This is a genomic window from Candidatus Neomarinimicrobiota bacterium (assembly GCA_034716895.1).
Lineage (GTDB): Bacteria > Fidelibacterota > UBA8477 > UBA8477 > JABMPR01 > JABMPR01.
In genome coordinates this window covers 1-14779 of the sequence record JAYEKW010000209.1, presented here as the reverse complement: position 1 = coordinate 14779, position 14779 = coordinate 1, and the positions used below count along the sequence as shown (strand labels likewise).

Below are 14779 nucleotides of genomic sequence, written 5' to 3'. Positions count from 1 at the left end.
GACCTATTTCCCTTTGGCTTCAGAGTTAATCTTCGCGATGACCAATTCACCAAATTGGTTGGCAATGTCATTGATATCAACCCCCTTTAAAGCCGGTAAACTGACCCCCTTTAGCAGGTGATCCTGAGGATTTTCAACCAGAGTTTTTCCCTCAATAACAGCACCCAGGGCACTGCTCAGAGCTAACAGAGTTCCACCCCCTGACGGTACCAGAGCAGCACAACCCATCATCAGATCATGATTACCCCCAGTGGTTTTCAGGATGGACAGGAGTGATGCTAAAATTTCGTGGGCAATATTTCCGTAGCTGTAGATCTGATTGCATATCTCAGTATTCAAAAAGAAGGCAGTATCAACTATGCTGGATTTGGCCGGATCAATTCCGTTAAGTGCGTGCATAACAGTCGTTTTAGTGAGAGAATCTGCTGGAAGTCCCTTAATAACACCTTGAATAATATCAGAAACCGACGCTCCATTACAAGCTTGACTAAATAGAGTGGCAACTGCAGTAGCGCTCCAGATCCCATCTTCAAACTGGGTAAAGGATGCATCCAGCTCAGCCAATGCTTTTGCAGCAGCAGGATTTCCAGTGTGGGCGACACCGATCATAACAGCGCGAGGCAATGCTGCATCATCAAAATAGTGCGGATTAAAACGTCCTGATTGGGGAGCAGTTAAGTCATTCCGAAAATTACGAAGGGTTGTTTGGACACTGATTCGCCCTCGAATTGGATTTGTTGAGGAAGCTAATTCCTGCCAGGCTTTATGCAAAATTGCATGATCAAGATTTCCCCTGTTCTCCAGCAGGATCATTGTAGTCCAAGCAGCCCATTCTGCCAGATCACCGGGACCTGGGATCAGTTTATCAGGCGCTTGATTTAAAGAGAAAGGTTTTGGAAGACTGGTGCTATTATATTCACCCATCTCAGTTTCAATAGTATGTCTGATCCGTTCCAGCCATTTTGGTAATTCCTGTGCCCTGGAAAACATACTGGACCAGCTAAGAGCCTCGCCAACTGCCAATCCATAAAGTGTAGAAACAGCCCGTGCTTTTATTTGACCACTCATCGTTTTTCCTCACCAGCAAGAGCCAGTTTGGTCAATATTTTCGCAGTCTGATCAATGCTCATCCCTGCAACGGATCTAATACATAGGCCAGGAGGATCCTTAATCTGCTCCCGCCAACTTTTTGGTAGGCTCTGATAACCCCTGGAAGCTCCCAATACAGCGCCGATAATGGCAGCGATGGTGTCTGCATCCCGTCCCAGATTGACTGCCCCCAGAATCGTATTTTTGTAGTCGCCTTTTCCGGCAGCCAGCAATCCAAAAGCGATCCCGACAGCTTCAGGTGCCAGATCACTCCAATGGTAATAGTTACAAGCAATCTCATCGTATAAAGCTTCGATAACTGATCTGACATCAGCAGCATCTTTGCCAATTGCTACCGCCTGTTTGATTAAATTATAGGTCCAGGAATCTGCTGGGATTACGTCTAGAACTGCCATCATCATCTGTTCGATACTCGAACCTGATATAGCCATGGAAACGGCCGCTGCCACAGCTTGTCCTCCGTAGATGCCCTCACCTGAATGACTCACCTGCCCAAATCTTTCAGCCAGATCAGTGGCTTTTTCAGGTTGTCCGGGATAGACACATCCAAAAGGAGCGGCACACATGGCCAATCCATCACTCCAACTATGAATGTGTTGACCTGAGGCAGGTGGCATTAGCCCCTTCAGGAGGTTTTGCAATGTTAAAGCCTCGCTGAAGCCCGCTCCCTTGTAGGTCTGTGAAGGGTGATAAATATCTTTGAGGTAATGTTTAGCCACGGTTTCTGAAGTGATATCAAGACCATATTGATCCAGAAGTCCAGCATAGAACAAGGTAAATTCAGTATCATCAGTTCCAAATTGATCAGCACTGTGAAACCCTTTGATCCACCCATATTTCTGCTGAATACTGTCTGGATTCAAGCCTTCTGTGTCCGCACCCAGGGCATCTCCAATGGCCAGGCCGAAAAGGGCGCCAGCAATTCGATCTGTTGCTTCATCTGGGGAAAGCGCTACCATTTGAGCCCTCGGACCTGATAGCGAGCCAGGACTGAGTTACTCTCTTTTTCAATTCGCTGGGCGGCTTCTTCCAAACTTAGTCTCCCGGCAAAAAGCTCCTGAAATACTGGATTGGCCACACGACTCTTCCACTCAATATAACCGGGTAAACCAACCCAGGGACCTGTGGAGAGGTATTGAGCTGATTCTGTAACTACGAGCCAACCATTGGCTTCGGTTTGGAAGCGAGGATCATTCAAGCTGGATTTGCGGGCGGGCATCATCCAGTCCGATCCGGCTAAGCGGGTCATATTCTCGGAACTGAGTAAAAAGGTGATAAATTCCATGGCCACTGCCTGTCGAGTACAGGACTTGGGAATACTCAGGGTCTGGGTATTCAAACCCATGGCCTGGGTTCGAGCCTTCATGGGTGGCATCACTGACCAGTGGAAATCGTCTGATGCATTTTCCATGACCTGCTGTCTGGCCCAGGATCCAATCCCCACCACCATGGCATACTTACCGGCCAGGAAACCTGGAATAGTTTCGGTGCTGGATTTACCAATACTTGAGGGAGTCATGGTCTGATCTTCATACAGCATTTTCAGGATGGTTCCTAAAAGTTCTTTCTCAGGTTTTCCCACTCTGGTTACCAGACCGCCCTGTTCATCATGATAGAAAAAGGAACCACCAAAGGCGATGGAATGATTCATGATGAAATTTGCGCTATTTCTGAGCCCCATGGCAACGCCCCACTGATCGATGAGCCCATCCCCATCCTGATCAAGGGTCAATTTTCGAGCCGCAGCCAACAGGTCAGTCCAAGTCCAGGGGTTATCAAAGGAAGGGGTTGCGATCCCGGCTGCATCGAATATATCCTGGTTATATAGGACGATAAAAGATTCATTGATGAAGGGAATTCCAATCACTTCGCCTGACGAGCGCGTTACTGATGCCCAATCGACGGCCAACACATCTGCTTGCATTTCCTCAGTGATGTAAGGTGCCAGATCAGCCAGATACCCCCGCAAAGCGAAGTCCACAATAACAGCGGATTCATAATGAAAAATGTCCGGGATATCACCAGTTTCGAAACCGGTGATCAGATAGTCATGAATTGAATTCCAGGTTCCTTGAGTTAATTCTACTTGTTGCTCCGGGTGTAGCTGATTCCATTGAGCAGTAATCTCCTGGACGGCTTCAACTGCTTCAACCTGCCAGGCTAAACTAAGAAATCGGAGCGGACCAGTCTGAACGACATCTGTTTCTAGGCGCGAAGCCATTTCTCCAGCAATGTAGGTGGAAATAATTATTATTGCCAACAAACCGGCAATGATGAAGCCCTTGTAGTAGAGTATCCATGAAATAAGTCGACGCATCATTAACCTTTCACAGCACCTTGCAGGGCACCCGATGAGAACCATTTCCTGAGAATCGCAAATAATATAATGGAAGGAATGGTAGCAATAAAACTAGCTGCTGCCAGGGGACCGGTTCTGGCTTGACCTTCAATCCCCGTATACCGTGCCAATTCAACGGGTAAGGTAGTTAAGTCAGGGCTCTTTAGTAGTACCAGGGCAAAGAAAAACTCATTCCAGGCTGAGATGAAGGCAAAAAGGACAGCGGCTCCAATGGCAGGAAGCAGCAAAGGCATGATGATCTTAAAGATGATCTGACCCTGGGTGGCTCCGTCAATAGCGGCAGCCTCCTCCAATTCAATGGGGATCTCTTTCACGTAGCCTTGGAGCATCCAGAGCACAAAGGGAATGTCCCAGACGACATAGACCAGTACCAGGCCGGACAAAGTATCAGTAAGATGTAAGGAGCGCAGGACTAGAAAGAGGGGGATCATGATGAGGATGGCAGGAAAAATCTGTGAGGTCAAAATCCAGCCCATGACGACCTTATTGACCGCCGTTTTATAACGTGACAGCGCATAGGCAGCCGGCAGTGAAATGAACACGACAATGATTGAGGTGATGATACCCACATATAGACTATTGGCTATGCTTTTTAACAGACGTTCTTCCTGAAATACGGTCAGGTAATGCTCGCCCGTGAAAACCTTGGGGATCAGAGTTGGAATACCCGAATAGATCTCAGCAGTGGGTTTGAATGAAGTCGAAATCATCCAGATCAGCGGGAATAGCAAGTACACCAGAAAAGTGAAGATAAGCCCGTGCATGAGAAAGTGGGTAATCCTGCGTTTTGTGGTTCGGCTATTAAGAATGTCAGATATCTGCATATTAACCCGTACGTTCTTTGAGTTGAACGCGAAGATAAAAGAATAGAAAGAGTGATATAATGATCACCATAACATTACCAATGGCAGCTGCGTATCCTACATAACCGTAGCGGAAAGCTTCTTCGTAGGCCGCCAGCATGGGCAGGCGTGTCAACCCTCCCGGTCCACCCTGGGTGAGAATCCAGATCAAGCCAAAGGCATTAAAATTCCACATGAAAGAGAGGGATACCACAGCAGCCATAATCGGTTTCATCATGGGCAGGGTGATATGTCTGAACTGACTCAAGCTTGAGGCTCCGTCCAATTCAGCAGCTTCGTAAAGACTACCAGGGATGGTTTTCAGACCAGCTAGAAAGAATAGGGCTGCTTTGGGGATCTCCCCCCAGACTCCGGCAACGATGATGGCCGGAATAGCCCATTCAAAACTGGTCAACCAGTTGATGGGAGCATCGATCAATCCCATCTGCGTAAGGATCAGGTTGAGGGCTCCCGTATCCGGACTATATATCTGACGCCACATGAGTCCTCGTACGATGGGCGGCATTGCCCAGGGGACCAGCATCAAAACACTATACAGAGAGGTCCAACGCAGACCTTGATTGAGCAATAGAGCCAGGATCATACCCAGGCCAATTTGTAGAGCGGTAACTACAGCAGTCCAGAGGAAACCCACTCCCATTGAGCGCCAGAAGAAGCGATCCTGCATCATAATCCGGTAATTTTCGAGACCTGAGAAATGAATTTGACCACCCAATTCATAATCTGTGAAGCCAATGTAAATACCCCTAACCAACGGGATAAATGAGATGAGCAGAACGGGGACCATAATAGGCAGGAGCAGTTGAAGCTGATCCAGATTACGGTTTCGGGGTCGAGGGGTTAGGGTCGCAGAGTTTGACACATCAGTTAGCCAGGCACACTGGCTGAATGCTGTTCCTGATAGGCCTCAATCATTTCCTGATCAGGTATGGCAGTTTGAGCTCCTGTTCGAGTAACCGATAAACCAGCTGCAACTATGGCCAGTGAGACAACTGCATCTATTGTTTCGATATCAGAATAATGGGCAGCCAAGACACCATTGAATACATCTCCGGCACCCACAGTATCAACGGCCGCCACCTTGATGGCTGGAATGAGCTTACTATCACCTGGTTGTGATACAAAGACACCATCCGTACCCAGAGTGATCAAAACCAGATTGATACCATAGGAATGAAGCACTTCTGCTGCTTTGAGCAGCGAACGATCATCTGTGATGTGAACACCGGTGAGCATTTCAGCTTCAATGCGATTGGGGGTAATGATGTCAACATCGCTTAAAAGATCTGCAGGCAGAGTTTGAGATGGAGCAGGATTCAGGATGACCGTAATACCTCTTTGCCGGGCAACTCTGATCGCAGACGCAACAGATTCCAGGGATGTCTCGAGCTGGGTCAACAGAATATCGGCCGTTGTGATGTTACCAAATTCTTTTTCAACTTCCATGGCTGACAATTGCCAGTTTGCACCGGAAGCCACAACGATAGAATTTTCACCTTGAGCATTCACAGTGATAGATGCCATACCTGTGGGAATACCATCTGTTTTCTGAATATGTTCAGTATTGATCCCTTCCAAAGCCATGGCATTGATGGCTTGCTCCCCATTCTGATCCATACCGACTTTCGCCAACAGAGTGGTCTGAGCACCTGATCGGGCAGCAGCGACTGCTTGATTCGCTCCCTTGCCTCCATGTCCAAAAGTGAGGTTGTTGCCAATGACTGTCTCACCGGCCTGGGGAAATACATCTGTAGTGATGGTCATATCAACATTGTAACTACCAACGACGACAACCCGATTACTTCTCATATTATATCCTACAAATACAGGCTAGAAAACAAATCCCAATGAAAACATATTCACCTGGTTTAAAACACCGTAATCCAGATAAGCATAATTAATTGACAGACTATAAGCGCCTAATGAATAATTTACGCCTAAACCAAAAGTTAATCCTTCAGTATCATAATTAAGGCGATAGCCACCTCTGATAAATACCAAATCCCGGAATACATATTCGGTTCCCACATTAATCTTTTCAGAGCCATCACTTTGGACTTTTCCTTCCAAGACAACGGTAAGATAGCTATCATCATCGTCCAGAGCAAAAAAATCGTAGGCAACAGCTGTTCTGAATTCAAGTGGCATCCGGATATCTATGGGTTCAGATTGCAGTTCCTCGTTATAACTGACCAGATGCGTGTCAGAACCAAAGTTTTTGGCCGCAATGGATAGTCTTAAACTGTTGATACCCGTGTAGTAAAGGGTTGAGAAATCGATAGCCCAATTGCTCATTCCGATACCAGCAATTTCTTCTTTTATGTAGCGCACATTCCCACCCAGGGCCAGTCGATCAGTGATCAATTTTGCATAGGAAAGTCCCAATGCCAGATCACTGCCTGAAAAATATTCTCCAGTAATAACCGGGGCGGTGGTGCCCCCCTGTCGGTCTTCATGAATCGTTTCGGGAATATCACCATAATCCAGGGTTATGTAACTCAGGCCAAATGTACCATATTTACCAAATTGCCTGGCAACTGCCACCGAGCTATGTTTGATATCCGCTAGCCAATTCATTGAATTAAATTGCATATCAATACCTTGGACATGAGCCAGGATTGCGGGGCTCCCAAAAGCGGCATTAGCATTAGGGGCATTATTTACCAACAAAACACCTCCCATGGCTGCTTGCCTGGGATCTGCATTAATTTTCAAGAATTGCCATCCAGACTGACCGGCTCGTTCAATATCTACAGGATCTATCCCACTTTGTCCGAAAAGGGTTGCTGCACATATCAGCAGCACGATGACACGTTTATTTAGCAACATAATTCACCCAATTGGTCTGTATCGATTTTTTTGAAATTTTTCATTTGATTATAGCCATCTTTCCGATGAAAGATTCACCCTCATGTCCAGCCACCAGGGACTCCACAGAATAAATGTAAAATCCTGGAGCAACGCCCAAGGCCCACTCAGTTAGTTGGTAATCGACATTTGCAATTGAACCCCAGGCAGCAGAACCAGTCCCATCATTATGTTCAATCTGTTGGACCAATTCTCCGGCTACCGTGAATATTTTAATCGTTGCCTCACCAGGCAAACCCATAAACTGGATTCGGTATCTTTCTCCGGTTCCGTATAAACCGCTGTGTTGGCGAAAGGGATTGGGAACAACAAAAACATCCTGGGGAAACTTCTCATTTTCAGGGAGTGTTGGATAAACTGGGAAACGATTATTATTTACCTTACCACTTTCATTCCCCTCACTGTCGTAGGTCGTAACGGTATAGTAGTAGCCAATGGATGCTGATACATCCTCATCGAGATACTTGATGTTTCCGTTGGAGACCACAGCAGAACTTGCGGGGATATCGGCCAGCAGGTTCCAGGGTCCAATAGTGAAATAAGTGGACCGATAGATGCGATATCCTGCAAAGTCATTGGTTCCTAAAATGGGGTCAATGTAGGTATCAGCAATTGCTGGCCATTCAATGAGCACATTTCCAGGTTCTGAAGAGATCGATAAACTATTCTCACCATTGGTTGGGGTTGGCGGTGGATGCATCTCAGGTAGCAAATCCTGTGAATACAGCTGCTGAGCTGACTCAACGTTGGTTAGCAAGGCTTCCAGAGACTCTGTTTTCAGGTTATTGAGGTTTTCAATGCCACCCTCAACAATTTTAGCACGATCCATTTCTCCCATAACCTCGGCAAACACCAGCGTTATTTTTTGGAATGGCGCAAGACTAAAGGGACCTACGCTGAGGAGGAATATGGGGCTTCTTTCATATTTGTTACCCCCTTCACCCCCTGCGGCATGGGCATCATCCCAGGACATTCGGGGCTGTTGGTGAGTCATAACCTGTTTGAATCGTCCAGGTTCATCAATGGTATGAATGAATATCCTGTCTTCATCAGGGGCATTTGTTGCGCCGCTCTTGGAACCGTACTCCAAAATATTCTGATAAACATCACCCCCGGCTGCATCTAAAACAACGGCACTAAAATAGGCGGGTGCATCAAACTCATGTTCTTTTGAATTCAGCTCTTTTATATCTCTGGAATCTGCGATGTCACCCATTTCAGGACCAACACCAAAGTTAAACTGAACGAGAGATTCATCTTCCCAGTTAAAACTTCGATCATCATAGAAATAGAAAAGATCATGTTCATCATCCCAGCCATATTTCTCGTCTTTTTGGGACATACTCCGCACGGTAAACAATAAACTATAGCGCATCCCAAAATAAAAATCAGTGAGTGTTGAAAACTTCTTGTTGGTTATTTCAACTTCATGGATAATAAAATCATCATATTTGGGATAACTCCAAACACGACTCACCCGTCTGATGTCAACTTCGGCTCCATACACATGATGGGACCCTGATCCGATTTGCTCACCTTTTAAATTCAGATCCTCCAAGTTAAAATTTGTGGTTAATAACATCTCCTCAACGGGGAAAACATCAACACCCGATGGAAAATATCTGGTATCCAGAGTATAGGCATGTTCCACACCACCTCGGACACCATAGAGGGCATATCCACCTGCTCCGATGTAATTCAAAGCATCCTGAATATCAGAACCTTTGGAATACCCTGGATAGTCCAGACCATGATACACATTTACAATTTCAGTGGGATCGCCATATTGAAGCGAATTATGGAGGGTGGCCCATAATTTACCGCGATTCATGGTCTGTTTGGTCCAACCTTGTGCCACCAGTGAACCGGCCTGAATAAGGACGACGAAAACCAAATAAACGGAAAACCGAAGCAGTCGATTCCATCCCTGGCAGCTTCTCTCAAAGCCTGATTGCTTTTCCGAACGAGATTTATTGCTCAACATGCTCATTAATAATCTATCCTTATTTGGAATTCAATTTGTCTTGGCGATACTTCATACGTGTACCATTCCCAGATATTTGGCTCCCCTGAGAAGAGGTTTCTTGGTAATCTGTCCTCAAGTGGTAATTCGGTATTTTCATGATAATATTTGAGCTGATCATTATACAGCAGACGAATGAATTTTGAATCAAACACATTTGTTACATCCAAGCTCACAACAGTACGGATGTTCCCGATAGAAAGACCTTTGGAAAGCTTCAGATTGAACTGATAAATGCTAAACCATTTCATGTTATTTGGTTTGGTTGAAAGATCACCAGGAGGATGATATGTGTAGGGCGTTCCACTCCGCCACCAGAAATAAGTGTATGCATGCAGGTCGCCAAATGGTTTCAAACCAAAGATGTTAGGACCAGCTCCCTTTTTAATATCATAACTGACCCAGCCTTTCACCTTTTCATAACCACTCCAGCTCTGTTTGTAGGAGGAGTATCCAAAGGGTCTATCAATAAACTCTGATCCCGGTTCATTCAGCCTGCTATACCCGACCTGACCACTAAAGGACCAATAAATATCGTAGGTCAATCCAGCATTGAAGGGGCTTTTCAGGCGTGTCTCAGTTGAAACCTCCATGCCTCGAGTATCGGAATACCCGCCATTACTAACCATGAATGCTTTGGTTGCAAAATACTCAGCCCCATAGAGCCCGGTAGAAACGGCCGCTATCTGTTCAGCATCTTTGTAATATCCTGTGAAATCAACTTTTATCTTATTGTTATAGACCAGATCCAATCCAAGCTCATATTGAACACTCTTTTCGTACCCCAGGTTTGGATTACCATAAAATCCTTGCCACTCTTCCATATAGGTCAACTGCTCAGCGAAAGGATCCAATGCTTTCTCCATGTCAGTGGTATAATTTGTGAAGGGAAACCCTAACATCTTAGACCAGGAGGGTCGTTGGTAGAAATGACCGTATGAAAAGTGCAGCAGGGCATTTTCACTGATGGGATGGGAAAGTCCTAATCGGGGTGATATTTTTAGCTGTAATTCAGTAGGCGTTGTTTCCGGCTCACCGGGAAATCCGGCGGGCTGCCAGGAATAGTGACCCGGCGTGGTCGTTTCTGAAGCAGTAGGATCGAACATGTTACTGGATGCGTCCCGGTTTTGATTGAAATAATCAATGCGAACACCCCCATTTAGGATGATCCCTGGAAATTCAGATAAATTCTGTAAATAGACATGACCTTCGTAGGGCTGGCCTGTAAATATATTGAGTAGATTCCAGCGACCACCCCCTTCATGTGAAGCCATGAAATGCTCAAAGTCGATGTCAAATGTTTTAAAGCCAGAGCCCAATTTAAGCTGCTGGTTTTTTGTGTATTGATTGGTGTAGTCAAACTTAACCTGCTTCACCACACTTTCACTGATATCCCAGGAATGGAAATAGCCTTGATCACGGAATTGAGTGACCATAAGGAAGGTATCATCTCTTCTGGACCACAGACTATCGGGGACAACATCATACCGATCCGATCGATCCATGGCATCACTTAGCTGACTGAAATTCAGTTTAATAAATGAATTTTTATTCAATGTGTAGGTCAGTTTAAGATAGGCCTGACTCCATTTTCTAAGCTCTGGAAAATGATCATAGATCACGCCCATGGGATTGTATTTATTCTGGTCGTATGGACCTGCAACAATAGTCGCTCCCAACCATTGATGTTCCTGAGCACCTTCCCATGAATCAAAATTAGAATTATTACTGGAAATCACATAATCTGCTCCCTGGGAATAGCGACTCCCTCCCCCGGTTATGGCTGTTTCCTTCTCACCGGAAAATCCACCAATGCGAATTTGTAATCTTTTAAAATAATTAAAGTTTAAATAACCCTGAATATTGGTTTCCGTGTTGTAAGGAATTGACTGTGGGAAAATGCCAACACCATTTTCCTGGCGACCTGAGATCAAGAAATTGACCCCCTTAAAAGGGGAACCAAACACGGTTGCCTCATAGAACCATTGAGCGCGTTCAGCATAATCGCCTAAAACAGGATCGGGAGTACTCTGTTCCTGCCAGGCAGCCAACAATACTTGCGGATCTTCCTGATAATAGGCGCTGATGGGATTCTCTGATTGGGTTGTCCAGTAGTCCAGTCCATAACCCGTAATATCATAATTATCCCGACTGTACATATTGGGACCAAAGTGGTATTTGCCTGCAGGACGCATTCGGGTAATAACTGAGCCATGAATGCCCTGAGAAGTCTTCTTCTCCGTAATATTGATAACGGCCGCTCTAGCTTCTCCATATTCAGCATTGTAACCGCCAGTCATCACTGAAATTTCCTGAATTGCTGATAGATTGAAACCGGTAAAGTTATCTGAGAATAAACCACTGTTGGTACTAACACCATTCATCATAATGACGCTATTAACTTTTGAATCACCGCGATAGGTATTCTGGAAAATTCCGGCCTGGGTCTCCAGAACATCTTTCATATCCTTAACCGGCTGTTTCTCCATGCTTTCGCTACCAACGGAATGTTTGCTGGCTGTGTGGCTTTTATCAATCAAGTGTCGTTCAGCAACCACGGTGACAACAGCACCTTCGATAACCTCTTTGCTCAACTCTTTATTGACATAGGTCGTATTATCAACCGTAACGTAAACACCCAGCAGGCTTACGGTTTCATACCCAATGTAAGATATTGAAACCGTGTAAGAACCTGGATCCACATTGACAATAACAAAGTCTCCTGTAAAATCAGTGGTAGCACCTTGATAGGTTTCTTTGATGGTAACATTGGCACCGATGAGCGGTTCACCTGTTTCTGCATCTGTTACTTTACCAAAGATCTTTCCAACATTACTACCGAATACAACATGGGGCATCAACACCAGCAGTAGAATTCTGAAATAACACAATACTCTTTTATTCATTCGTCTGTTTCCAGGTTAATTCAAGTTTATCTGTGTAAGCGTTCAAGTGTTTCCAATAATGGAGACTTGCTATTTACCTACACTTATAAAAAGGGCTGGAGCTGGAAAGAAGGAGACTAGGCGCATAACCAGACTCCAACCCAAGGTGATTGTACAGACAGCTTCTATCTGCGCAATCCTATTTTCAGGTGATCCTTATTTGAGCAGGATCATCTTATTGCTAATCACTTCGTTACCAGCCTGCAGACGATAGATATACATACCTCCTGAAACCAGCATACCGGAATCATCACGACCATTCCAACTGACCTGATAAGCACCACTTTCAAGCTGCGTATTAGCCAGGGTGCGTACATTCTGACCCAGAACGTTAAATACTTCCAGTTTCACTTCTGAAGTTCCAAAGCTCTGTGGGATTGTAAACTCGATCACAGTACTGGGGTTGAAGGGATTCGGGTAATTCTGACTTAGAGTAAAACTATTTGGCAGATTACCATCAGTATCAATGGATACGACCAGGTCGTTACTATAGATCGAAAAACCACCTTCTTTTTCATTGGAATAGACCAGACCATCGCGCGCTGCTATGCCACGAACATTGTTGAGCATATCGTAGTGAGCAACTTCGGTGGGATTGTTGATATCAGAAACGTCAAATACCTTAATACCGTTTGTCTCGATATTTACGTAAACATAGTCACCGTCTCTACAGGCATCGCCATCCCAGCTACCGGTGGTTGCTACTTCACTCACCTGGGTAACAGTTGAAAGATTGCTAATGTCATAGATTCTCAAGATATCAAAATCGTGAACGTAGGCATAATTATCATCCAGAGTCAACCAGCTGGTTCCAGTTACCAGAGCAACTGTATCCATCAGCGCAGGAGCCTCGGGTGTGGTGATATCATAAAAATACAAAGCACCCCAGGCGCTCTGAACCATGGTGCTACCGTAAGCAGCAACGCCTTCACCATACCGACCATTCGCGACGCTCTCTGCAACGTAGCCAACCAGGGTTGCTGCATTAGCTGTTGTGACGTTCACGATACCGATTCCGTTACCATCAGCAGCTGCATATACATAATCACCCACTATGGCAACATCGTTGGTACGTGAATCGATGAGTGTTGCTATTACCGCTGGATTCGCAGGATCAGAGACATCGATGGCTTTTAAACCGGGTAGTTTACATGCGGAAAAAACAACATCATCCTTGTAGACTGATTTCTTTAATACAGCATCAGTAATGGCAATATTTCCCAACTCGGTCATAGCTGAAGGAGCGGAAATATCGATGATACGGAGATGCGTTTGGTAGGATACATAAGCTGTGTTTCCATCAAAGAATGTGCTGTAGCACAAACCATCAGCCGGTGAAGGAACTGCGACTGCACCAGAGATGCTCATATTGGCCGGGTCTGAAACATTCACAGCAGCCAGGAGTGAAACTTGTGCAGAAAAAATATGACCTTCCTGAGTACCGCCCATATTGATCGAACCGAATGAAACTTTCCGGACAACCCCACCAGTATCAAAGGTTCCAATAACAGTGGGTGCGCCTGGATCGGTAACATCAATGACTGTCACACCAAATTCTCTGGAAGCGATATAGCCATAGTTGCCATCAAATGTGATATCAGCATTTTTCGGATTTGAAAGTGTGGAGACATACACAGGACTTGCTGGATCAGAAACATCGATAATATCAATACCATTGCCCCAATCACAGGCATACAGGTAATTGGAAATAGGCATGGCATCCTGGATCCAACCATCATTTGCCATAGTTCCCAGCAAAACTGCATTGTTTGGGTCAGTAATATCAAATATCTCGGTTCCACCACCATTACCCAGATAGGCGTAGGGATAGACAACGTTGATACCCTCTGCGTAAGCACCTTCAGCACCACCGGCCAGTGTTGTAACAACAACTGGATTGGCAGGATCAGCGATATTGATGATCTGCATTCCTGAGCTTCCAACCGCGAGATAGACATAGTCGCCGCTGACACCAAGACCTTCACCATATCCGGAAAGTTCAGTCGTTGAGATCAACGCCGGAGCTAGTGGGTTCGTCACATCGATTATGTTCAAGGTCGATCCTGAAACCAATGCATAGGTTACACCTGCACTGACCTTCCAAACAATATCTTCAACCATATCGTCCAGGGTCAATGTTGCAGCTGTATATGGATTAGCCGGGTCTTCAAAGCTGGTAATAGTGAATTGACTTCCAATTCCATAGTAAACCAGATCTCCAAAATTTGCAACTGCCCTGATCTCACCACCACCGCCACCCCAGTTACCGAGAAATGTCATATTCTCTGAATCCTGAGCGGAAAGATTGAATGGTACGATCATGACTAGCATTACGGCTAACACCAAAGTGGATAGCTTGTAACTGTGTTTCATGATTCTGTTCTCCTTACGATTTCCGGGATGACTATCACAAATGACGCGGTTGCTTTTGTCAGCACACCGCATTTTTGATCACGCATTCCCTTTTTTTATTTCCAGTTCATCACGTCGATGTTGGAAGATTTAATTTTTTTACAGATTTACGAAAAACCAGTTCAGTCGGTAAAACAATGCCATCAGCAGATTGCTTCTCATCGTTTTGAATTTGAGCCTGCAACAGTTTAAAGGCGAT

10 protein-coding genes are annotated in these 14779 nt (G+C 45.3%); all 10 read right to left on the bottom strand.

Annotated elements, in window-relative coordinates; translation table 11 throughout:
- Positions 1–3: 3 nt before the first annotated feature.
- Positions 4–1068, bottom strand: a complete 1065-nt coding sequence (locus U9Q77_12235) for an ADP-ribosylglycohydrolase family protein (GenBank protein MEA3288126.1) — start codon at positions 1066–1068, stop codon at positions 4–6.
- Positions 1065–2069 carry an ADP-ribosylglycohydrolase family protein gene (locus tag U9Q77_12230; protein ID MEA3288125.1) on the bottom strand — a complete coding sequence of 335 codons (1005 nt, stop codon included), beginning with the start codon at positions 2067–2069 and terminating at the stop codon, positions 1065–1067. Before U9Q77_12230 ends, U9Q77_12235 begins: the two co-directional genes overlap by 4 nt.
- Positions 2063–3430 carry a sugar ABC transporter substrate-binding protein gene (locus U9Q77_12225; protein MEA3288124.1) on the bottom strand — a complete coding sequence of 456 codons (1368 nt, stop codon included), beginning with the start codon at positions 3428–3430 and terminating at the stop codon, positions 2063–2065. Before U9Q77_12225 ends, U9Q77_12230 begins: the two co-directional genes overlap by 7 nt.
- A complete protein-coding gene (locus tag U9Q77_12220) occupies positions 3430–4293 on the bottom strand; it encodes a carbohydrate ABC transporter permease (protein MEA3288123.1) in 864 nt (287 codons plus the stop codon). The genes U9Q77_12225 and U9Q77_12220 overlap by 1 nt, the downstream gene beginning before the upstream one ends.
- A gap of 1 nt (position 4294) precedes the next feature.
- A complete protein-coding gene (locus U9Q77_12215) occupies positions 4295–5194 on the bottom strand; it encodes a sugar ABC transporter permease (GenBank protein ID MEA3288122.1) in 900 nt (299 codons plus the stop codon).
- 5 nt (positions 5195–5199) lie between these two features.
- Positions 5200–6141, bottom strand: coding sequence for a ribokinase (gene rbsK / locus U9Q77_12210; protein ID MEA3288121.1), 942 nt, complete (start codon positions 6139–6141; stop codon positions 5200–5202).
- A 21-nt stretch (positions 6142–6162) separates the two neighbouring features.
- Complete coding sequence (locus tag U9Q77_12205; GenBank protein ID MEA3288120.1) at positions 6163–7161, bottom strand: PorV/PorQ family protein; 999 nt, start codon at positions 7159–7161, stop codon at positions 6163–6165.
- A 40-nt stretch (positions 7162–7201) separates the two neighbouring features.
- Positions 7202–9184 carry a hypothetical protein gene (locus U9Q77_12200; GenBank protein MEA3288119.1) on the bottom strand — a complete coding sequence of 661 codons (1983 nt, stop codon included), beginning with the start codon at positions 9182–9184 and terminating at the stop codon, positions 7202–7204.
- 5 nt (positions 9185–9189) lie between these two features.
- Positions 9190–12129, bottom strand: coding sequence for a carboxypeptidase-like regulatory domain-containing protein (locus tag U9Q77_12195; protein ID MEA3288118.1), 2940 nt, complete (start codon positions 12127–12129; stop codon positions 9190–9192).
- 195 nt (positions 12130–12324) lie between these two features.
- Positions 12325–14541: a FlgD immunoglobulin-like domain containing protein gene (locus U9Q77_12190; GenBank protein MEA3288117.1), complete on the bottom strand. Its 2217-nt coding sequence runs from the start codon at positions 14539–14541 to the stop codon at positions 12325–12327.
- Positions 14542–14779 lie beyond the last annotated feature (238 nt).

Bases quoted from the DNA above. Each gene is read 5' to 3' on its own strand.
- U9Q77_12220 (MEA3288123.1), bottom strand. From the start codon at position 4,293: ATGCAGATATCTGACATTCTTAATAGCCGAACCACAAAACGCAGGATT.
- U9Q77_12225 (MEA3288124.1), bottom strand. From the start codon at position 3,430: ATGATGCGTCGACTTATTTCATGGATACTCTACTACAAGGGCTTCATC.
- U9Q77_12205 (MEA3288120.1), bottom strand. From the start codon at position 7,161: ATGTTGCTAAATAAACGTGTCATCGTGCTGCTGATATGTGCAGCAACC.
- U9Q77_12230 (MEA3288125.1), bottom strand. From the start codon at position 2,069: ATGGTAGCGCTTTCCCCAGATGAAGCAACAGATCGAATTGCTGGCGCC.
- U9Q77_12200 (MEA3288119.1), bottom strand. From the start codon at position 9,184: ATGTTGAGCAATAAATCTCGTTCGGAAAAGCAATCAGGCTTTGAGAGA.
- U9Q77_12235 (MEA3288126.1), bottom strand. From the start codon at position 1,068: ATGAGTGGTCAAATAAAAGCACGGGCTGTTTCTACACTTTATGGATTG.
- rbsK (MEA3288121.1), bottom strand. From the start codon at position 6,141: ATGAGAAGTAATCGGGTTGTCGTCGTTGGTAGTTACAATGTTGATATG.
- U9Q77_12190 (MEA3288117.1), bottom strand. From the start codon at position 14,541: ATGAAACACAGTTACAAGCTATCCACTTTGGTGTTAGCCGTAATGCTA.
- U9Q77_12195 (MEA3288118.1), bottom strand. From the start codon at position 12,129: ATGAATAAAAGAGTATTGTGTTATTTCAGAATTCTACTGCTGGTGTTG.